Annotated in this window: 15 protein-coding genes; 8 read left to right on the forward strand and 7 right to left on the reverse strand. The window is 64.7% G+C overall.

The genetic code is table 11. The features are described from left to right. The 5 genes from GGD66_RS41235 to GGD66_RS40730 all read left to right on the forward strand — a co-directional run. On the forward strand, positions 1 to 268 hold a 268-nt coding region (locus GGD66_RS41235), incomplete at its 5' end, for a hypothetical protein (RefSeq protein ID WP_210321818.1). Beyond that, positions 265 to 1,131, forward strand: coding sequence for a 3-keto-5-aminohexanoate cleavage protein (locus tag GGD66_RS40715; RefSeq protein WP_183262199.1), 867 nt, complete (start codon positions 265 to 267; stop codon positions 1,129 to 1,131). The genes GGD66_RS41235 and GGD66_RS40715, both read left to right, overlap by 4 nt. A 113-nt stretch (positions 1,132 to 1,244) precedes the next feature. Next, positions 1,245 to 2,861 carry an acyl-CoA carboxylase subunit beta gene (locus tag GGD66_RS40720; RefSeq protein WP_183262201.1) on the forward strand — a complete coding sequence of 539 codons (1,617 nt, stop codon included), beginning with the start codon at positions 1,245 to 1,247 and terminating at the stop codon, positions 2,859 to 2,861. Continuing rightward, positions 2,858 to 4,831: an acetyl-CoA carboxylase biotin carboxylase subunit gene (locus GGD66_RS40725; RefSeq protein ID WP_183262204.1), complete on the forward strand. Its 1,974-nt coding sequence runs from the start codon at positions 2,858 to 2,860 to the stop codon at positions 4,829 to 4,831. Before GGD66_RS40720 ends, GGD66_RS40725 begins: the two co-directional genes overlap by 4 nt. A 255-nt stretch (positions 4,832 to 5,086) precedes the next feature. Continuing rightward, complete coding sequence (locus GGD66_RS40730; protein ID WP_183262205.1) at positions 5,087 to 5,887, forward strand: hypothetical protein; 801 nt, start codon at positions 5,087 to 5,089, stop codon at positions 5,885 to 5,887. 131 nt (positions 5,888 to 6,018) lie between these two features. Here GGD66_RS40730 and GGD66_RS40735 read toward each other — a convergent pair whose 3' ends face one another. The 7 genes from GGD66_RS40735 to GGD66_RS40765 form a co-directional block, all read right to left on the reverse strand. Beyond that, positions 6,019 to 7,014, reverse strand: a complete 996-nt coding sequence (locus tag GGD66_RS40735; protein ID WP_183262207.1) for an ABC transporter ATP-binding protein — start codon at positions 7,012 to 7,014, stop codon at positions 6,019 to 6,021. Continuing rightward, positions 7,011 to 8,018, reverse strand: coding sequence for an ABC transporter ATP-binding protein (locus GGD66_RS40740; protein WP_183235728.1), 1,008 nt, complete (start codon positions 8,016 to 8,018; stop codon positions 7,011 to 7,013). Before GGD66_RS40740 ends, GGD66_RS40735 begins: the two co-directional genes overlap by 4 nt. Further along, entirely contained in the window at positions 8,018 to 8,911 is an 894-nt protein-coding gene (locus GGD66_RS40745) for an ABC transporter permease (RefSeq protein WP_183262209.1), read from the reverse strand. Before GGD66_RS40745 ends, GGD66_RS40740 begins: the two co-directional genes overlap by 1 nt. Before the next feature lie 9 nt (positions 8,912 to 8,920). Next, positions 8,921 to 9,868 (reverse strand): ABC transporter permease, encoded by a 948-nt coding sequence (locus tag GGD66_RS40750; protein WP_018316803.1) that lies wholly within the window; start codon positions 9,866 to 9,868, stop codon positions 8,921 to 8,923. Positions 9,869 to 9,974: 106 nt separating this feature from the next. Then, on the reverse strand, positions 9,975 to 11,573 hold the full coding sequence (locus tag GGD66_RS40755) for an ABC transporter substrate-binding protein (protein ID WP_183262211.1): 1,599 nt from the start codon (positions 11,571 to 11,573) through the stop codon (positions 9,975 to 9,977). A gap of 226 nt (positions 11,574 to 11,799) precedes the next feature. After that, positions 11,800 to 13,350 (reverse strand): AMP-binding protein, encoded by a 1,551-nt coding sequence (locus tag GGD66_RS40760; protein WP_183262213.1) that lies wholly within the window; start codon positions 13,348 to 13,350, stop codon positions 11,800 to 11,802. 18 nt (positions 13,351 to 13,368) lie between these two features. After that, positions 13,369 to 14,523, reverse strand: coding sequence for an iron-containing alcohol dehydrogenase (locus GGD66_RS40765; RefSeq protein ID WP_183262214.1), 1,155 nt, complete (start codon positions 14,521 to 14,523; stop codon positions 13,369 to 13,371). 581 nt (positions 14,524 to 15,104) lie between these two features. On the opposite strand from GGD66_RS40765, the gene GGD66_RS40770 reads away from it, so the two are divergent. The 3 genes from GGD66_RS40770 to GGD66_RS40780 all read left to right on the forward strand — a co-directional run bounded on the left by GGD66_RS40770 (position 15,105) and on the right by GGD66_RS40780 (position 21,006). Then, the gene (locus GGD66_RS40770; protein ID WP_183262216.1) at positions 15,105 to 16,310 is read left to right on the forward strand and encodes an efflux RND transporter periplasmic adaptor subunit; all 1,206 of its coding nucleotides are present in this window, start codon (positions 15,105 to 15,107) and stop codon (positions 16,308 to 16,310) included. Next, positions 16,307 to 19,477 carry an efflux RND transporter permease subunit gene (locus GGD66_RS40775; RefSeq protein ID WP_183262218.1) on the forward strand — a complete coding sequence of 1,057 codons (3,171 nt, stop codon included), beginning with the start codon at positions 16,307 to 16,309 and terminating at the stop codon, positions 19,475 to 19,477. The genes GGD66_RS40770 and GGD66_RS40775 overlap by 4 nt, the downstream gene beginning before the upstream one ends. Positions 19,478 to 19,812: 335 nt before the next feature. Further along, complete coding sequence (locus GGD66_RS40780; RefSeq protein WP_183262220.1) at positions 19,813 to 21,006, forward strand: ABC transporter substrate-binding protein; 1,194 nt, start codon at positions 19,813 to 19,815, stop codon at positions 21,004 to 21,006. Positions 21,007 to 21,032: the final 26 nt, after the last annotated feature.

A 21,032-nucleotide genomic window follows, 5' to 3' on the forward strand; every position in this document is an offset into this window, starting at 1 on the left:
CGGCCTGTCGCGGGGTGCAAACCGCGGCAGGCCATTCCTCATGGAACAGGTCAAAGATAAACGATCGCGCTATTACAAGGGTGGGCAAAGGCGCTCTTGCGCCGTGCCCACCACCTCTCGGCAACTGGCAAAGATGGTGGGCACGCTTGGCTTTGCCCACCCTACGAATTCGTCGTGTTTTCCAGCTTCTCCGCGCAAGAAGCCGCATGCCACCCATCCCATGATCGCAAGCGTTGAATTCTCAACGTGCGAGATATCCAAGGCATGAGCGACAAGGCCGTCATCACCTGCGCGCTGAACGGCGTGCTCACCGACCCCAAGCAGCACAATGTGCCCGTGACGCCCGAGCAGATGGCGCGCGAGGCCAAGGCTGCGTTCGACGCCGGTGCGTCCGTCATGCACATCCACCTGCGTCAGCAGGCGCCGGGCAAGGGCCATCTGCCGTCCTGGGAGGTCGCCGTCAGCAGGGAGATCCAGCAGGCGATCCGTGAAGCCTGTCCCGGCGTGATCATCAATCACACCTCGGGGGTGTCAGGGCCGAACTACTCCGGCGCGCTCGACTGCATCCGTGAGACCAAGCCGGAGATCGCCGCCTGCAACGCCGGCTCGCTGAATTATCTGAAGGTGAAGGCCGACAATAATTGGGCCTGGCCACCGATGATGTTCGACAACGCGGTCGAGAAGGTGAAGGACTATCTCGACGTCATGAACGCGGTCGGCACCATTCCCGAGTTCGAATGCTTCGACGTCGGCATCGTCCGTTGCGTCGGCATGTACACGCAGGTCGGCATGTACAAGGGACCGCTCGAGTATAATTTTGTGATGGGCGTCGCGTCGGGAATGCCTTCGGATCCGGAGCTGCTGCCGATCCTGATCAAGCTGAAACGTCCCGAGGCGCAGTTTCAGGTCACCGCGATCGGCCGCGAGGAGATCTGGCCGCTGCACCAGCGCTGCGCCGAGCTCGGTGGCCACCTGCGCACCGGTCTCGAGGACACCTTCTATCTCGCCGACGGCAAGAAGGTGACGTCGAACGGCCAGCTGATCGAGGCCGTCGCCGCCTGTGCCCGCCGTGCCGGCCGCGAGATCGCAAGCCCCGCCGAGGCGCGGAAGATCTTTGGGACGAATCGCTGAATGTAGCCCCAGCCGTCATTGCGAGCGAAGCGAAGCAATCCAGAGTGCATCCGCGGAAACAGACTGGATTGCTTCGTCGCTTCGCTCCTCGCAATGACGGGTAGGATAGAGTCATGTCCATTCTCGAAAACACCATCTCCCCCGGCGGCGCCGCCTACCACGCCAACCGCGACGGCATGCTCGGCCTCATCGACCGCATGCGCGCGCTGGAAGAGCGCACCCGCGCGGCGTCGGCGGCGGCGAAGGATCGCTTTCACAAGCGCGGCCAACTGCTGCCGCGCGAGCGCGTCGCGCTGGTGCTAGATCCCGGTGCGCCTTTCATCGAGCTGTCGACGCTCGCCGGCTACATGTTCGATGTACCGGACGCGACCAAGAGCGTGCCCGGCGGCGGCGTCATCGCGGGCATCGGCTTCGTCTCGGGCATCCGCTGCATGGTCAGCGCCAGCGATTCCGGTATCGATGCCGGCGCGCTGCAGCCTTACGGCCTCGACAAGACGCTGCGGGTGCAGGAGCTCGCGTTGGAGAACAAGCTGCCCTATGTGCAACTGGTCGAAAGCGCCGGCGCCAACCTGTTGCGCTACCGCGTCGAGGACTTTGTCCGCGGCGGCAACATTTTTCGCAATCTGGCGCGGCTCTCTGCGGCAGGCCTGCCCGTCGTCACCGTCACGCACGGCTCCTCGACTGCCGGCGGCGCCTATCAGACGGGCCTCTCCGACTACATCGTCATGGTGCGCGGCCGCACGCGCGCCTTCCTCGCGGGGCCGCCGCTGCTGAAGGCCGCGACCGGCGAGATCGCTACGGAAGAAGAGCTCGGTGGCGCCGAGATGCACACGCAAGTGTCCGGTCTCGGCGACTACCTCGCCGAGGACGACCGCGATGCCCTTCGCATCGCGCGCGAGATCATGGCGGCGCTGCAATGGGAACGGCCGGGCAGGACGGCGTCGGCATTCAAATCACCACGCTATGACCAGGACGAGCTGCTCGGCATCATGCCGATGGACCACAAGCGCTCCGTCGACATGAAGCAGGTGATCGCACGTATCGTCGACGATTCCGATTTCACCGAGATGGCACCGAACTACGGACCCGCCACCGTCTGCGGCCACGCCCGCATCGAAGGACAGGCGATCGGCATCATCACCAACAACGGGCCGCTCGATCCCGCCGGCGCCAACAAGGCGACACATTTCATCCAGGCGTGCTGCCAGACCCGCACGCCGATCCTCTATCTCAACAACACCACCGGCTACATGGTCGGCAAGGCCTATGAAGAAGCCGGCATGATCAAGCACGGCTCGAAGATGATCCAGGCGGTGACCTCGGCGACGGTGCCGCAGATCACCGTCTATTGCGGCGCCTCGTTCGGCGCCGGCAATTACGGCATGTGCGGCCGCGGCTTCCATCCGCGCTTCTGCTTCTCCTGGCCCAACGCCAAGACCGCCGTGATGGGCGGCGAGCAGGCGGCTGAAACCATGGCTATCGTGACGGAAGCCGCAGCGGCCCGCCGCGGCAAGCCGGTCGAAAAGGACAAGCTCGATGCCATGAAGGCGCAGATCATCGGCGTGTTCGACGGCCAGATGGATGTATTCTCGACCAGTGCCCGGGTTCTCGACGACGGCGTGATCGACCCGCGCGACACCCGCGCGGTGCTGTCCGAAGTGCTCGCGATCTGCCGCGAGGGCGACGCGCGAACGCCGCAGCGTATGCAGTTCTCGGTGGCCCGCCCATGAGGAACGGATCAGTGCAGCACCGGCCGTTCTTCAAGGTCCTGGTCGCCAATCGCGGCGAGATCGCACTGCGCGTGATGCGCAGCGCCCGGCAGCTCGGCCTCGGCGTCGTCGCGGTCTATTCGGACGCGGATCGCGATGCGATCCATGTGCAGCAGGCGGATCAGGCCGTGCGCATCGGCGAAGCCTTGCCGGCGCAATCCTATCTCAACATCCCCGCGATCATCGCCGCGGCGAAAGCGAGCGGCGCAGATGCGGTTCATCCCGGCTACGGCTTCCTCGCCGAGAACGAAGACTTCGCGCAAGCCTGCAAGGATGCGGGCCTGGTCTTCATCGGCCCGTCGCCACAGGCGATCGAGGCGATGGGCAACAAGGCCGGCGCCAAGGAGATCATGAGGAAGGCCGGCGTGCCCTGCGTGCCCGGCTATCAGGGTGCCGATCAAGGCGATGAAGTCATGCTGGCGGAGGCCAGGAAGATCGGCTTTCCCGTGATGATCAAGGCGGTCGCCGGCGGCGGCGGTCGTGGCATGCGGCTCGTGACGGACGCGGCGTCCTTCCCGGATGCGCTGCGCAGTGCGCGGTCGGAGGCGAAGGCGGCGTTCGGCGACCCCACCGTCATTCTCGAACGCGCCATTCAGAACCCGCGCCATATCGAGATCCAGGTGTTCGGCGACAGCCATGGCAACGCCATCCATCTCGGCGAGCGTGACTGCTCGGTGCAGCGGCGGCACCAGAAGTTGATTGAGGAGGCGCCGTCGCCTGCGGTGACGCCGGTGTTGCGCGCGAAGATGGGTGAAGTCGCGGTCGCCGCGGTGAAGGCGCTGCGTTACGAAGGTGCCGGCACGCTGGAATTCTTGCTCGATGCCAGCGGCGAATTCTACTTCATGGAGATGAACACGCGTCTCCAGGTCGAGCATCCCGTGACCGAGGCGATCACCGGGCTCGATCTGGTCGAGCTGCAGCTGCGTGTCGCGCGCGGCGAGCCGCTGCCGGTGAAACAGCAGGACGTCAAGTTCTCCGGCCATGCCATCGAGGTGCGGCTGTGCTCGGAAGATGCCGCGCACGACTTCATGCCGCAGTCGGGCCGCATGGCGCGCTGGCAGGTGCCTGACGGCATCCGTGTCGAGCACGCGCTGCGATCGGGCTCGGAGATCCCGCCGTTCTACGATTCCATGATCGCCAAGGTGATCAGCCATGGCGCGAGCCGCGAGGAGGCGAGGGGGCGGCTGATCGTCGGCCTCGAGCAGCTCACCGCATTTGGCGTGACGACCAATCAGGCGTTCCTGATGTCCTGCCTCCGTCATCCCGGCTTTGCCACAGGCGAGGCGACGACGGCCTTCATCGGTACGCATCGCGACGAGCTGCTGGCACCGCGCGCGAACGCGGCATTTGACTTGGCGCTGGCGGGCCTGCTGCTCTATATCACCAACCCGCGCACACCGTCATGGCAGGGCGGGCGGAGCCTCGCTGCCACCTTTCCCCTGCCAGCGAAGATCGAGATCGCCGGTCAGACATACGAACTCGAAGTCACGCGCGAGCGCGATGGTAGCTACACCGTTGCCATCGACGGCCAGCGAAACACATTCGAAATTGATCAACTCGACGCCGACGCCGTCCGCTTCCGCCACGATGGCTTGATGGATAGTGCAAAATTCCTGCGCGACGGCGACCGCCTCTACCTCCAGCACCGTGGCATCCCGCTCGCGGTCAGCGATCTCACGCTCGCCGCGCCGAAGGCCACTGCTGCCAATGGCGGCGACGGCAAGGTGCGCGCCGCCATGAACGGCCGCGTCGTCGCCGTCCTGGTCAAGCCGGGTGACCGCGTCACCGCTGGCCAACCGGTTCTGACGCTTGAAGCGATGAAGATGGAGCACGTCCACAAGGCCGGCGTCGACGGCGTGGTGGCGGCTATCGACGTCGCCGAAGGCGAGCAGGTGACGACGGGCAGGATCGTTGCAGAGATCGGGGCATAGTCGGCGCCACGAACTCCGCACTCGTAGGGTGGGCAAAGGCGCAAAGCGCCGTGCCCACCATCGATGTTCAAAAGGGGCGGAGAGGCATGGTGGGCACGCTCCGCTTTGCCCACCCTACGGCATCTCGCGTGCGATAAAAATTCCCTTATTATTTCAGTTGCTTAATTGCGTATTGGCGCAAGGGGAGAAATTCAATTTGAACGTCGTTCATCTTCCAGCTACAAATAATGAACGTTGTTCAATTTTGGAGCCGGCATGTTGCGCGTCAATGATCCCGCCCAAGCAACCAATCCGACGCTCCCGTCGGTATCCCGCCGCTTCTCGTTCGCCGCCCCACAACTCCGCGAGAGATACCTGATTGGGGCCCTCTCCGTTCTGGCGCTGTCGGCGCTCCTTGCCCCCGCGCTGCCCGCCGCCGCTTGGCACATCCCGCACTTCGTCGACAGTCGCACCTGGCTCGGCGTGCCCAACGCAGGCGATGTGCTGAGCAATCTCGCCTTTCTCGCGATGGGCGTCTGGGGCTCGGAGCGGTTGCGCGCCCGCCATGATGCGCCCGTGGGTGCAAGCTGGTTTTTCGTCGGCCTGATCCTCACCTGCCTGGGCTCAGGGTTCTATCATCTGGACCCCGACATGCCGCAACGGCTCGTGGCTGATCGTCTCGGCATGGCGGTGGCATTCGCAGGCTTTCTGGGCATCGCGGCCAGTGAGCGCGTCAGTGTGCGCGCCGGCGAGGCGGTGCTGGTGCTGATGATGGTTGCGGGCTTGCTTGCTGCCTGGGTGGCACGCGAGAATCTCACGCCATGGGTGGTCGTGCAGTTCGGCGGCATGGCACTTGCCGTGGGACTGGCGTTGGCGCGGCCGCAGCCTGGCGCGCTCGGCGTGCCGCTCGGCGGCGTGATCTTCTTTTATGTGCTGGCGAAGCTTTTCGAACTCGGTGACGCGCTCATTTTCGAAGCGACAGGACACATCGTCTCGGGCCACACGCTCAAGCATCTGGCCGCAGCGCTGGCGGCCTGGCCGGTGATCAGCACGCTCCGCAATCGTACCCGAGCGTAGGGTGGATTAGCCGGCGGCCGCGCGAAGCGCGGTCCGCTGGCGTAATCCACCTCTTTGAGCTCCGCGGAAACAGAAGTGGTGGGTTACGCCTTGCGGACCACGCTTCGCGCAGTCCGCAAGGCTAACCTACCCTACGGGACTGTGTTGCTCCGCCCCGTGCCCTCATTGAGCAGACACGCCACCTGATGCCCGTTGCCCGCATCCAGCAGCGCGGGCCGCTCGACCTTGCATCGCTCCATCGCAAACCGGCAGCGGGTGTGGAATGCACAGCCAGGCGGTGGATTGACCGGGCTCGGCACATCGCCGTCGACCAGCGGCGCGAGCTTCTTCGCGAGCGGATTTGCGACCGGAACTGAGGCGAGCAGGGCCTGCGTGTAGGGATGGCGCGGATTGCGGAACAGCTCGTCCTTGCCCGCGATCTCGACGATGCGGCCGAGATACATCACGGCGACGCGGTGGCTGATGTGCGCGACCACGGCGAGGTCGTGCGCGATGAACAGATAGGAGAAGCCGTGCTGGCGCTGCAGGTCGATCAGCAGGTTGATCACCTGCGCCTGGATCGAGACGTCGAGCGCGGAGACCGGCTCGTCGCAGACGATCAGGCGCGGCTCCAGCGCCAGTGCGCGCGCGATGCAGATGCGCTGGCGCTGGCCGCCGGAGAATTGATGCGGGAAGTTGTCCATCTGGTCGGCTCGCAAGCCCACCTGCTCGAACAGCGTTGCGACCCGCGCCTCCAGTTCCTTGCCGCTGGCGAGCCCGTGCACCGCAAGCGGCTCGCCAACGATGTCGCCGGCGGTCATGCGCGGATTGAGCGAGGCGAACGGGTCCTGGAAGACGATCTGCATCGAGCGCCGGTGCGGGCGCAGTGCTGCCTTGGACAGATGGGTGATATCCTCGCCGTCGAGGTGAATCTGGCCCGAGGTCGGCTCGACCAGCCGCAACACGCTGCGCGCCACCGTCGACTTGCCGCAACCGGACTCGCCGACGAGCCCGAGTGTCTCGCCGGCATGCAGCGAGAACGAGACGCCGTCGACCGAGTGCACGGTGCCGACCTGCCGGCGCAGCACACCGGCCCGTACCGGGTAGTGCTTCTTGAGGTTGGTGACTTCGAGCAGAACTTCGCTCATGCCACCTCCGCGACTTCTTCCGCACGCCAGCAGGCGGCAAGATGTCCGCCGCCCCAATCCGCAAGCGGCGGATATTCAGCCTCGCAGCGCTTGATCGCGAGCTTGCAGCGCGGCGCGAAGGCGCATCCCTTCGGTAGCCGCACCAGCGACGGCACGGTGCCGGGAATTTCGTTCAGCCGTGCCGGCGCCGCGACGCCGGATGCCGGCACCGCCGGGATCGAGGCCATCAGCCCGCGCGTATAAGGGTGCTTCGGCGCGGCGAACAGCGCTTCGACGCTGGCTTCCTCGACCTTGCGGCCCGCATACATCACGATCACGCGCTGCGCCGTCTGCGCGACCACGCCGAGATCGTGCGTGATCAGCACGAGCCCGGTGCCGAGTTCCTTCTGCAGGTCGAGGATCAGCGCCAGAATCTGCGCCTGGATGGTGACGTCGAGCGCGGTGGTTGGCTCGTCCGCGATCAGCAGCGCCGGTCGGCAGGCCAGCGCCATCGCGATCATCGCGCGCTGGCGCATGCCGCCGGAGAGTTGATGCGGATATTCCTTCGCGCGCCGCGCCGGTTCGGGAATACGGACCAGGCGCAGCATCTCGACGGCGATATTCTGGGCCTCTTTGGCCGGGATGTTCCGGTGCAGCCGCACCGCCTCGACGATCTGGTCGCCGATCCGCATCACGGGATTGAGCGAGGTCATCGGCTCCTGGAAGATCATCGAGATGCGGTTGCCCCTGATGGCACGCATCTCCGCTTCATCCAGTGCCAGCAGGTCGGTGCCCTCGAGCGAGACGGAGCCGCCGACGATGCGGCCGGGCGGATCCGGCACCAGCCGCATCAGCGACAGCGCGGTGACGCTCTTGCCGCAGCCGGATTCGCCGACGATCGCCAGCGTCTCGCCGCGCTTCACGGTAAAGGAGACGTCGTCGACCGCTTTGAACAGGCCGGAATTGGTGAAGAATACCGTTTTCAGGTTCTTCACATCGAGCACGAGGTCGGGTTTGTCAGCCATCAGCCGCGTTGCCTCGGATCAAGAATGTCGCGCAAGGCGTCGCCGAACAAATTGGCGCCGAACACGGCGAGGCTGATCGCGATGCCCGGGAAGATCACCAGCCACGGCGCGGTGCGGACATATTCGGCGGCCGACTCCGAGAGCATGCGGCCCCAGGATGGATAAGGCTCGGGAATGCCGAGGCCGAGGAAGGAGAGCGAGGCCTCGGTGAGGATGGTCGAGCCGAGCTGGGCGGTCGCGAGTACGATCAGCGGCGCCAGCGTGTTCGGCAGCACGTGGCGGAGCGCGATGCGCACTTCGCTCATGCCGATCGACTTGGCGGCTTCGATAAAGGGGAGTTCGCGCAGCGCCAGCGTGTTGGCGCGGATGACACGCGCGACCGTCGGGATCAGCGGAATGGCAATCGCAATGATCACGTTCGGCAGCGATGGGCCCAGTGCCGCCGTCATCACCAGCGCCAGGACCAGCAGCGGCAGCGCCTGGAGGACGTCGGAGACGCGCTGGAACACGAGATCGACCCAGCCGGAGAGATAGCCGGAGGTGAGGCCGACGATGACGCCGATCGTGCCGCCAAGCGCGGTCGAGCCGATCCCGACCGCCAGCGAGATCCGCGCGCCGTGGATGATGCGGCTGAACACGTCGCGGCCGAAGGAGTCCGTTCCCATCCAGTGCGCCAGGCTCGGGCGGGCGAGAGCGCGGGCCGAATCGATCGACAGGGGATCGTAGCGCGCGATGAAATCGGCGAAGACGGCCGTGAATACGAACACGGTCATGATGACGAGGCCCGCGGCGCCCAGCACATGCCGCTGTGCCAAAAACAGTACGCGGCGCCAGCCCCCGGTCGCATGCGCGCCGGCCTGCCTCAGTTCAACGTCGAAGTCGATCGCGGCCAAATTGATCTCCTAATCCGTGTATCTGATGCGCGGATCGAACACGGCGTAGAGCATGTCGACGATGAAATTCGCGCTCACCACCACGACCGCGATCAGCATCACGAGGTTCTGCACGATCGGATAGTCGCGCCAGCGGATCGCCTCGACCAGGAAGCGGGCGACGCCGGGGATGTTGAACACCGTCTCGGTGACGATGAGGCCGCCGATCAGGAACGCAGCCTCGATGCCGATCACGGTGATCACCGGCAGGATCGCGTTCTTCAGCGCGTGGTGATAGTTCACGGCGGCATCGGAGGCGCCCTTGGCGCGCGCGGTGCGGATGTAGTCCTGCCGCAGCACCTCCAGCATCGAGGATCGCGTGATGCGCATGGTCAGCGCGGCGCTGCGGAAACCGACCGCGGCGGCCGGTACGGCGTAGGTTGCGAACGCCTCGAGCCAGGTCTTCGGGTTTGGATTGAAGATCGGCATCTGGCCGAACATCGCCACCGACGCAGTCAGGATGAGCAGGCCGAGCCAGAACGAGGGCAGCGACAAGCCGCTCAAGCTGACGACACGCAATGCGTAATCCAGCCGTGTGCCCTGCTTCACCGCGCTGATGACGCCGAGCGGAATACCGATCGAGGCCGAGAATAGCAGCGCGAGGCCGGCTAGCTTTGCCGTGATCGGAATCCGCGGCAATATCTCCTGCAGCGCGGGCTTTTCGGAGACGTAGGAGTAGCCGAAGTCGCCGTGCAGAAAACCGCTGATCCAATGCCAATATTGCACGATCAGCGGCTGGTCGATGCCGAGCTCCTTCTCCAGATTGGCCTTGTCGGCGGGATCGACATAGCCGGCGGCTGCGAACAGGATGTCGACGATGTTACCGGGCACGATGCGCAGCAGGACGAAGATGACGACCGAGATCCCGAACAGGGTCACGAGCATCAGGAACAGGCGTCGCACCAGATAGGCAAACATCCTTCGCCCTCCGCGAGCCGCTAGAGCATGATCCGGAAAGGTGCGCAGCGGTTTTCCGACAAGATCATGCTCAAAACCAAAATCCCGAAGCCTTCAGCCTGCCGCGCTACTTGTCGAGCCACGCGTCCTCGTAGCGAAAGCCGTTATAGGAGCTGTTCGACATGATCGTGATGCCCTTGACGTAGGGCTGCCAGCAGGTGCCGGCCCGTGCGTGGAAGATGATCGGACGGGCAACGTCCTCCTGCAGCTTCTTGTCGATGTCCCACACCAGCGGCTTGCGCTTGCTGGCGTCGGTCTCCTGCGACTGCACGTCGAACAGCTTCTCGATCTCCTTGTTGCAGTAATTGGTGTAGTTCCGCTCCGACCCGCAGGAATAGTTTTCGTAAAAGGACTGATCGGGGTCGTCGACGGAGTTGCCGGTCAGGTTGAGGCCGAGCATGTAATCCTTGCGCGCGACTTTCGGGAACCAGTTCGCGGTTTCCACGACGTCGAGCTCGCCGTCGATATAGATGCTCTTGAGCTGGTCGATCAGGATGACGGCGGGGTCGCGATATTCCGCCAGATTGCGCGTCGAGACCTTCACCGCGAGATGCTTGTCAGGACCGTAGCCCGCCTTCTGCATCAGCTTCTTTGCCTCTTCCCGATTCGCGTTCACGTCCCGGCCGTAGCCCGGAATGGTCTCGAGCTTGTCCTTGGGCATGCCCCAGATGCCCTGAGGCGGTGGCAGCATGGTGCCGCCGATATCGGCCTGGCCTTCGAACAGGATGTCGACGAAGGCCTTGCGATCGAGCGCAAGTGCCACCGCCCGGCGAATATCGATGTTGTCGAACGGCGCGGACGTCGAATTGACGATGATGTTGGTCGAAACGTTGGTCGGCTCGACGACGCAGGTCGCGTTCGGCGCCTGCGACTTGATGTCCTTCAGGAGCGGGATCGTGATGTGCGTCGGGAAGGTCATGTCGAACTTGCCGGCGACGAAAGCGAGAATCGCGGTCGAGCGGTTCGTGATGATCGTGTATTCGATGCCGTCGAGATAGGGCAGGCCCTTTTTCCAATAGTCCGGATTTCGCGTCAGCTTGATCGATTCATTGGCCTTGAACTCGACGAACTTGAACGGTCCGGTTCCGACCGGATGGGTGCGCATGTCCGCCGGCGAGACGTGGCAGGGATAGATCGGCGTATAGCCGGACGCCAGCATCGCAAGCAGCGAGGGTTGCGGCCGCTTCAGGTCGAAGGACACCTCGAAATCGCCGCTCGTCGTGATCTCGTTGACTTCGTTGTACCAGGCCTTGCGCGGATTCTGCCGAAGCTTCTGCTGCGATTTGCCCATCAGGAGATCGAAGGTGCATTTGACGTCGGCCGATGTGAAAGGCTTGCCGTCATGCCATTTGACACCCTGGCGCAGCTTGAACGTCAGCTTCTTGTTGTCGTTGCCCCAGGACCAGCTTTCAGCCAGTTCGGGCCGGAGGGTCTCAGGACTGTTCTGCGCGATGTGCTGGTCATAAATGACGAGGTTATTGAAGACGCCCATGAACGGCACGTTGACCGAATAGGTCGCGCCCTCGAGGATCGACGCGTTTGCCGGACTGTCGCGGTGATACATCCGCGAGGTCCCGCCCTGCTTGGGCTCGCCGGCGAGCGTGGTGGTTGAGGCCGTCAGCACAGATAGCGCCGCCATTGCGGCGAGCGCCCACACGCTCCGCATGCTCATCCTCCCTGGACATCAGTCTTTTTGGCCTTTGCGGCCTGTTTGTCGCGACGATAGCACGCGAGTCGAGGGAGGCAACCGGTAAGGCCGCATGCCGCCTCGACAATTCGGATGACCGAAGGCCGCAGGTCTTCATGCTCACGATATGAGAGTGCATGTGCGAAGAGATGGTTCCGGTGCTGGTGTTGCGCGCAATCGTATCAACAAGCTCGCCGCCGCGCCCTCACACAATCCGCGACGCCTTGTTCCCCCAATACCGGTCCCGCAGCAGCCGCTTGTACAACTTCCCGGTCGGCAGCCGCGGCAATTCCTTCTCGAAATCGACCGAGCGCGGCACCTTCTGCCGTGACAGCGATTTTGCGCAGAATGCGATCAGCTCTTCGGCGAGGGCCTCGTCCGGCAAGACATCAGGCATCGGCTGCACCACCGCCTTCACCTCTTCGCCGAGATCGGGATTGGGGACGCCGAACACCGCGGCATCGGCGACCTTTGGATGGGTGATCAGCAAATTCTCGCATTCCTGGGGGTAGATGTTCACGCCACCGGAGATGATCATGAAGGTGGCGCGATCGGTGAGGTAGAGAAACCGGTCGGCGTCGACATAGCCGACGTCGCCGACCGTGCTCATGCTGCCGTCGGCCGAACGCGCCTCCTTGGTCTTCTCCGGATCGTTGAAATATTCGAACGGCGAGGCGGTCTTGAACCAGACCTGGCCCGGGGTTCCGGTCGGGCATTCCCGCATGTTCTCGTCGAGGATGTGGAGGTCGCCGAGCAGCACCTTGCCGACGGTGCCGCGATGGCTAAGCCATTCCTCGCTGTTGCAGGCGGTGAAGCCGAGGCCCTCCGTGGCGCCGTAATATTCGTGGATGATCGGGCCCCACCATTTGATGATGTCGTCCTTGACCAGGGCCGGGCAGGGCGCGGCGGCGTGGATCGCAATCTCCAGCGACGAAAGGTCGTAGCGGCCGCGCACCTCCTCCGGCAACTTCAGCATGCGCGAGAACATGGTCGGCACCAGCTGGGTGTGGGTGATACCCCACCGCTGGACGAGCTCGAGGTAACGCTCGGGATCGAAGCTCTCCATGATGATCACGGTGCCGCCCATGCGGATCGTGAGGTTCACGGCCGCCTGCGGCGCCGAGTGATAGAGCGGGGCCGGCGAGAGGTAAACCATGCCCTCGCGGTAGTGCCAGAGCTTGGTCAGGAAATCGAACAGCGGCAGATTATGCTTCGGCGGCTCCTCCGGCAGCGGCCGCAGAATGCCTTTCGGCCGTCCCGTCGTGCCGGACGAATAGAGCATGGCCGTGCCGAGCCACTCGTCCGCGATCGGTGTCGCCGGCATATCCGCGGTCACGTCCGCAAGTCCGACGATGCGCTCGCTCTCGCCCGGGCCGTCGGCGACGATGCAGAGCTTGATATCGGGGCAGGCCTTGATCGCCTCGCGGGCGATGTCGAGCTTCGCCACCGAGGTGATCAGGATCTTCGACTGGCTGTTGACGAGCAAATAAGCGAGCTCGCCTGGCGTCAGGAAGGAGTTGATGCAGGTGTAGTACAGCCCGGAGCGTTCGCCGGCGCCGCAGGCCTCCAGATAGCGCGAATTGTTCTCCATGAAGATCGAGTAATGGTCGAGCCGCTTCAGGCCGTGCTGGCGGAACAGATGGGCCAGCCGGTTGCTGCGCGCATCGAGCTCGCGATAGGTGACGGCCTCGCCTGTGGCCGCCATGATGAAGGCGGGCTGCAGCGGGCGTAGGCGGGCATGCTGACCTGGGTACATCTATCCTCCGGCTTTGGATTATGCGGCGAGAAGCAGGATTTCGCGCACCTGCGCCGGGCCTTCGATCTTGCGCGGGTTGCGCGGGATCCAGTTGGTGCGCATCGCCTGCTCGGCGATTGTCTCGAAATGCTCGGGCGATACACGCACCTCTGCGAGGCTGCGCGGCATGCCGAGCGAGCGGATGAAGGCATCGAGCACGTCGGCGGCGTTGTGGCCGGGAAAGCCCATGGCGGCCGCGACGATCATCTGCCGCTCGGCATTGGCGCTCGCATTCCAGCGCATCACCGCCGGCAGCATGATGCAGGAAGTGTAGCCGTGCGGTACGTCGAAGGCCGCGCCCAGCACGTAGCCGATGCCGTGGCTCGCCCCCATCGGCACGCCGGCGGCGAGCGCCCCCATCGACAGCCAGGTCCCGATCTGCGCATCCATCCGTGCGTCGAGATCGGCGGGGTCGGCTTTCACCCGCGGCAGCGCGTCGGCGAGCATGGCGAGGCCCTTCACCGCTTGCGCGTCGGCATAGGGATGCGTCTCGCGCGAGCAGATCGCTTCGACGCAATGGTCGATGGCGCGGATGCCGGTCGACAGGAACAGCCATTCCGGCGTGTGCACGGTGATGGCGGGATCGAGGATGGTCGCGCGCGGCACGGCGAGCGGATGCCGCAGCATCTGCTTCACATGGGTGCTGAGGTCGGTAACCCCCGCGATTGAGCTGAACTCGCCGCCGGCGATCGTGGTGGGCACGCTGACCTGGCGCACCGTCGGCGCCGTCATCTCCGGTGCGACGCCCTTGTGCACGCGGATCCGCTCGATGCCATCGATATCGTTGATGCCATTGGCGAGACAAAGCTGCACCGCCTTGGCGCCGTCGGTGATCGAGCCGCCGCCCACGGTGACGATCAAATCGGCGCCGGCCTCGCGCGCCGCGTTGGTTGCCGCGATCACCGCCTCGCGCGGCGTGTGCGCCGGCATGGCGTCGAACAGGCCGGCACAGCGTGGTCCCAGAGCTTCCTTGATCTTGCTGATTTCGTCGGTCTGCCGGTTCAGCGTGCCCGAAACCATCAGGAAGGCGCGGCGCGTTCCCAGCCGGTCCATCTGCGCGACGATGGCCTCAGTTGCAGGATGGCCGAACACGACCTCCTCGATCGCGCCGAAAACGACACGTCCCTGGTGCACGCCTCTCCTCCCGGACAATTCGTCTTGTTTTTGTAAGGGCAATCTAGCCGAGCGGATGGCGTTCGTCATGTGCGAAGGCGCTGGCTCTCTCTCTTACCCTCCCTCCAGGAGAGTAGGGCGATCGCATATGGTGTGCACGATGCGGCGGCATTGGCAGTCGGCTCCCTCTCCCGCTTGCGGGGGAGGGCTGGGGTGGGGGCTGTCTCCGCATTGGGATTGTTGAGAATTGCGGACGATGTCCCCGAGTGGTGACAACCCTCACCCGCCGCGCTCTGCGAGCGCGTCGGCCTCTCCCGCAAGCGGGAGAGGCGGAGCAAGCCCGCGGCCCTCACGAAATCCAAACGCGATAGCCTACCCAGGGGAGGGTGGCGTCGTGCCTTCGTCACCGGTCTCGCATCGCGCGAGAGAGCTCCACTCACCCCCCTGTCAACCCGCCATCCGGTCAGGGCGCGCTCGGAAGCCCTGCACGCGCTTTGGTCTTGAAGTGGTCATCAACTCCACCCATCTTGGGACGCCCGCGGGTAAATGCCTACCCTGCCTTTTCCGCGGCTTTTGACATGCGGACGATGCGAGGACCTGGGATGGCTGGACCGGATGGAAGCGAGCGACTTGTCAAAAAGCACGAATTCGTCCAGCCGCGGCATTGCGTACTAGCGGGTCTCCTCGTCGCTTCATTCGCGCTCACCGGTTGCGGGCAGCCCGCCTCGCAAGGCGCTGCCCCGCCGCCGGCGCCCGTGACGGTCGCCCAGCCGGTCAAGCGCACCGTTACCGATTGGGACGAGTTCACCGGCCGCTTTGAGGCGGTGGAGGAGGTGCAGGTGCGCCCGCGCGTCGGCGGCTTCGTCAACTCGGTCGAATTCCAGGACGGCGCCATCGTGCGTCAGGGCGACCTGCTCTACGTGATCGACCCGCGTCCGTTCGAGGCGGTGGCCACGCAGGCGGAAGGGCAGCTGTCGGATGCCCGCGCCAAGGTGGAGCTTGCCAAGCGCGAGCTCGACCGCGGCCTCAGCCTGGTGCAGACCAGCGCCGTCTCCGAGCAGGTCGTCGACCAGCGCCGCCAGGCCCTGCAAGCTGCGCATGCGGCGGAGGTGCAGGCTGAAGGCGCGCTGAAAGCCGCCAGACTGAACATCGAATTCACCCATGTGGCGGCGCCGTTGACCGGCCGCGTCAGCCGCCATCTCGTCAGCCCCGGCAATCTCGTGCAGGGCAGCGACAATGGCTCTTCGACCCTCCTGACCTCGATCGTCACGCTCGACCCGATCTACGTCTATTTCGACATGGATGAGGCGACCTTCATCAAATACAGCAAGCTGTGGTTCGAAGGGCGGCGTCCGAGCTCGCGCGATACGGCCAATCCGGTGCAGGTGACACTGGCCGGCGAAACCAAGCCGTCGCATGAAGGCACCATCAACTTCCTCGACAACCGGCTCGACGTCTCGACCGGCACGCTACGCAGCCGCGCCGTGGTCAAGAATACCGATCTGTCGATCCTGCCGGGCCAGTTCGGGCGTGTCAGGCTGATCGGCAGCGCGCCCTATGAGGCGTTGCTTGTTCCGGATGCTGCCGTCGCGACCGACCAGTCCCGCAAGATCGTGTTCGTGGTGAAACCCGACGACACCGTCGAGGCGCGTCCCGTGGTGCTCGGGCCGCTGGATGACGGCCTGCGCGTGATCCGCGAAGGATTGAAGGCCGAGGATCGCGTCATCGTCAACGGCATCCAGCGTGCCCGTGTCGGTGCCAAGGTAGCCCCGCAGACCGCGCAAGCCCCGGCCGGTGGCAAGTCATGAATCTCGGTCGTCTCTCCATCAACCAGCCCATCCTGGCGATGGTGCTGTCGATCGTTCTCCTGATCGTCGGCGCGATCGCCTACACCACGCTGCCGGTGTCCGAATATCCGCAAGTGGTGCCGCCGACCGTCGTCGTCACCACGCAATATCCCGGGGCCTCCGCGCAGACCGTTTCCGACACGGTCGCAGCTCCGATCGAGCAGGAGATCAACGGCGTCGAGGACATGCTGTATCTCTACAGCCAGGCCACCTCGAACGGCCAGCTCACCATCACCGTCACCTTCAAGCTCGGCACCGACCTCGACAAGGCCCAGGTGCTGGTGCAGAACCGCGTCGCGATCGCGCAGCCGCGCTTGCCCGAGGAGGTCCAGCGCAACGGCGTCACCACCCGCAAGAACTCGCCCGACATCCTGATGGTCGTGTTCATGCTGTCGCCGGACGACACCTTCGACCAGCTCTACATCTCCAACTACGCGCTGCTGCAGGTCCGCGACCAGCTCTTGCGCCTCGACGGCGTCGGCGACATCCAGATCTTCGGCGCGCGCGACTATTCGATGCGGCTGTGGCTCGACCCCGATAGAATTGCCAATCTCGGCCTGACCTCGGCCGAGGTTCTGGCCGCGATCCGTGCCCAGAATGTGCAGATTGCGGGCGGCCAGATCGCCGAGCCGCCGATCGCCGATCGCGCCTTCCAGCCGAACCTCACCTTCACCGGGCGCCTGAAGGACCAGAAGCAGTTCGAGGACATCCTGATCAAGGCCGGCTCCGACGGCCGCGTGGTGCGGTTGCGTGACGTCGCCCGCATCGAGCTCGGTGCGCTCGCCTACAGCACCAACAGCTTCCTGCTGCGCAAATCCGCCGTCGCCATGCTGGTGACGCAGCGGCCGGGATCGAACGCGCTCGCGACGGCAAAGAACATCTCCGATACCATGACGAGGCTCAAGGAGAGCTTCCCGAAAGGCCTCGACTACAATATCGGCTATAACCCGACCGAGTTCATCGCCCAGTCCGTCCACGAGTTGATCAAGACCATCTACGAGGCGATGCTGCTCGTGGTCATCGTCGTGCTGGTGTTCCTGCAGGGCTGGCGGCCCGCGATCATTCCGATCATCGCGATCCCGGTGTCGCTGGTCGGCACCTTCGCGGTGATGGCGGCGCTGGGCTTCTCGATCAACAATCTCACTTTGTTCGGTCTCGTCCTCGCCGTCGGTATCGTGGTCGACGATGCCATCGTGGTGGTCGAGAATGTCGAGCGCCATCTCGAGCACGGCATGAGCCGGCGCGACGCCGCGCTCAAGACCATGGAGGAGGTCGGCGGCGCGCTGGTCTCGATCGCGCTGGTGCTGTGCGCGGTGTTCGTCCCGACCGCGTTTCTGGGCGGTATTTCCGGGCAGTTCTTCCAGCAATTCGCCGTCACCATTGCGGTTGCGACGGCGATCTCCTGCTTCTGCTCGCTGACACTGTCGCCGGCGCTGGCCTCGCAGATCCTTGTGCCGCACGAGGAGAAGCGGCCGCCGGCAAGCTGGAATGTCATCGCGCGGGCGTGGGGTGCCTTCACCGCGCTCTTCAATCGTGTGTTCGACCGGCTGGCGCATGGTTATGCCGGCCTCGCCGATTTCGTCATCCGCCATGCGGTGGTGATGATCCTGATCTACGTCGCGCTGATCGGCAGCGCCGGCTGGCTGATCGTGACGACCCCGCAGGGCTTCATCCCCGCGCAGGACCGCGGTTATGTCATCGTCTCCGTGCAATTGCCCGGAGCAGCATCGCTGGCGCGCACCACCGAGGTCGTGCGCGAGATCGAGCGGATCGCGCTGGACACGCCTGGCATCGTCCGCGTCGCGGCCTTTGCCGGCTTTTCCGGCGCGACGCGCACGCAGGCGGGTAATGCCGCGGCGCTGTTCCCGGTGTTCGATGAACCGGAGGCGCGGATCAAGAAAGGATTGACGGCCAACGCCATCACCGGCGAGCTGCGCAAGCGGCTGCAGGCGATCCAAGGCGCCTTCATCATCGTGATTCCGCCGCCGGCCGTGCCTGGCATCGGCACCGGCGGCGGCTTTACCATCCGCATCCAGGACCGTCAGGGCCGCGGGCCTGAGTTGCTCGCCGCGGCCACCGACGAGCTCGTCGCCGCGGCGCGCAAATCGCCCTCGCTGCTCGGCCCCACGGTGTTCTCGCCGTTCTCGGCCAACACGCCGCAGCTCTTCGTCGACATCGACCGCACCAAGGCGCAGAAGCTCGGCGTTCCCATCTCCAATATCAACGACACGATCCAGAGCTATTTCGGATCGACCTATGTCAACGACTTCAACCTGTTCGGCCGCACCTATCACGTCACCGCGCAGGCCGACTTCCCGTTCCGGAAAGAGCCGAGCGACCTCGCACGCCTGCGCACGCGCAACGCCGCCGGCGACATGGTGATGCTCGGCAGCGTGGTCGAGTTCAGGGACGTCTCGGGTCCCGACCGCGTCGCGCGCTACAATCTCTATGCGGCGTCCGAGCTCCAGGGCGAGCCGGCACCGGGCACCAGCTCGACCACGGCGCTCAACACCATCAAGAAGCTGGCGGACGACACCTTGCCGAGCGGCTTCACCTTCGAATGGACCGATCTGTCCTATCAGCAGATCACCGGCGGCAATGCCGGCCTCTACGTGTTTCCGATCTGCGTGCTGTTCGTCTACCTCGTGCTCGCTGCGCAATATGGCAGCTGGACACTGCCGTTCGCGGTGATTTTGATCGTGCCGATGTGCCTGCTCGCTGCCACCATCGGCGTGCGCATCATGGGCCAGGACGTCAACATTCTCACCCAGATCGGCTTCGTCGTGCTGGTGGGGCTGGCGGCCAAGAACGCGATTCTGATCGTCGAGTTCGCGCGCGACATCGAGAACGAAGGCAAGCCGCGGCTGGAGGCGGTGATCGACGCCTGCCGCTTGCGCCTGCGACCGATCCTGATGACGTCCTTCGCCTTCATCCTCGGCGTGCTGCCATTGGTGATATCGAGCGGCTCCGGCTCGGAAATGCGGCAGGCCGTCGGCGTCGCCGTGTTCTTCGGCATGATCGGCGTCACCCTGTTCGGCCTGTTGTTCACGCCGATCTTCTACGTGGTGGTGCGGAACCTGGCGGAAGGGCGGAGCGAGGGGAAGAAGCCGCAGGTGGCGGGCCCCTAGTTGTCGGTGGCGGCCACTTGCTTCCCCTCACTCACGGTGTCGTCCCCGCGAAAGCGGGGATCCATAGCCACAGGGAGCAGTTTGGCGAAGACCCGGAGTGACCAGCTTCGCCCCAAACCTCTCCCTGTGGTTATGGCGACGAGCGCAAGCGCTCGCGCCGGGATCCCGGATCTTCGCTTCGCTCGTCCGGGACGACAGCTCATTTTGTCGCGCCACCCGCGATGCCAATTGGCACACGCCCATACTAACGACCAACTTGAAATGGATGGGCAGGCGCGGGGTTCTTCACTAGTATCCGCGCGATTTCAAAACAGAAAACTGCTGGGAGCTAACAGATGAAATCAGCACTTTTGGCCGCCGTCGCAACCTCTGCTCTGGTGCTGGCGGCGCCGGCCTCCGCGCAAGGCGTCAAGATCGGCATCCTCAACGACCAATCCGGCGTCTATGCCGATTACGGCGGCAAATGGTCGGTCGAGGCGGCCAAGATGGCGATCGAGGATTTTGGCGGCGAGGTGCTCGGCCAGAAGATCGAGCTCGTCACCGCCGACCACCAGAACAAGCCTGACCTCGCGAGCTCGATCGCGCGGCGCTGGTACGACGTCGAGAACGTCGACATGATCACGGAGCTGACGACCTCCTCGGTCGCGCTCGCGATCCACGAGCTCTCCAAGGAAAAGAAGAAGATCGACATCGTCGTCGGCGCGGCGACCTCGCGACTCACCGGCGATGCGTGCCAGCCCTACGGCTTCCACTGGGCTTACGACACCCGCGCGCTCGGCGTCGGCACCGGTGGTGCGCTGACCAAGGCCGGCGGCGACACCTGGTTCTTCCTCACCGCGGACTACGCCTTCGGCTACGCGCTGGAGAAGGACACCAGCGAGATCGTCACCGCCAATGGCGGCAAGGTGGTCGGCTCGGTGCGCGTGCCGCTCAACTCGTCGGACTTCTCCTCGTTCCTGCTGCAGGCGCAGAGCTCGAAGGCGAAGATCGTCGGTCTCGCCAATGCCGGCCTCGACACCACCAACTCGATCAAGCAGGCGTCCGAGTTCGGCATCGTCGCCAGCGGGCAGAAGCTTGCCGGCCTGCTGATGACGCTTGCCGAAGTGAACGGCCTCGGCCTGCAGGCCGCGCAAGGCCTGGTGCTGACCGAGGGCTATTACTGGGATCTCAATGACAAGACCCGCAATCTCGGCGAACGCTTCCTCAAGCGCACCGGCCGGATGCCGAGCATGATCCACGCCGGCACCTACTCCGCGACGCTGAGCTATCTCAAGGCGGTCAAGGCCGCCGGCACCAAGGATCCGGAAGCCGTCGCCAAGAAGCTGAAGGAACTCCCGGTCAACGATGACTTCGCGCAGGGCGGCAAGGTGCTCGAGAACGGCCGCATGGTCCACGACATGTATCTGTTCGAGGTCAAGAAACCCTCGGAATCGAAGAAGCCCTGGGACTATTACAAGCTGCTCGCCACCGTCCCCGGCGAGAAGGCCTTCTTCACCGCCAAGGAAAGCGGCTGCCCGCTGACGAAGTGACGGCTCTCGTGTCCCGAACGCGCTGC

It is taken from the genome of Bradyrhizobium sp. CIR48 (assembly GCF_014198315.1).
Taxonomy (GTDB): Bacteria; Pseudomonadota; Alphaproteobacteria; order Rhizobiales; family Xanthobacteraceae; genus Bradyrhizobium.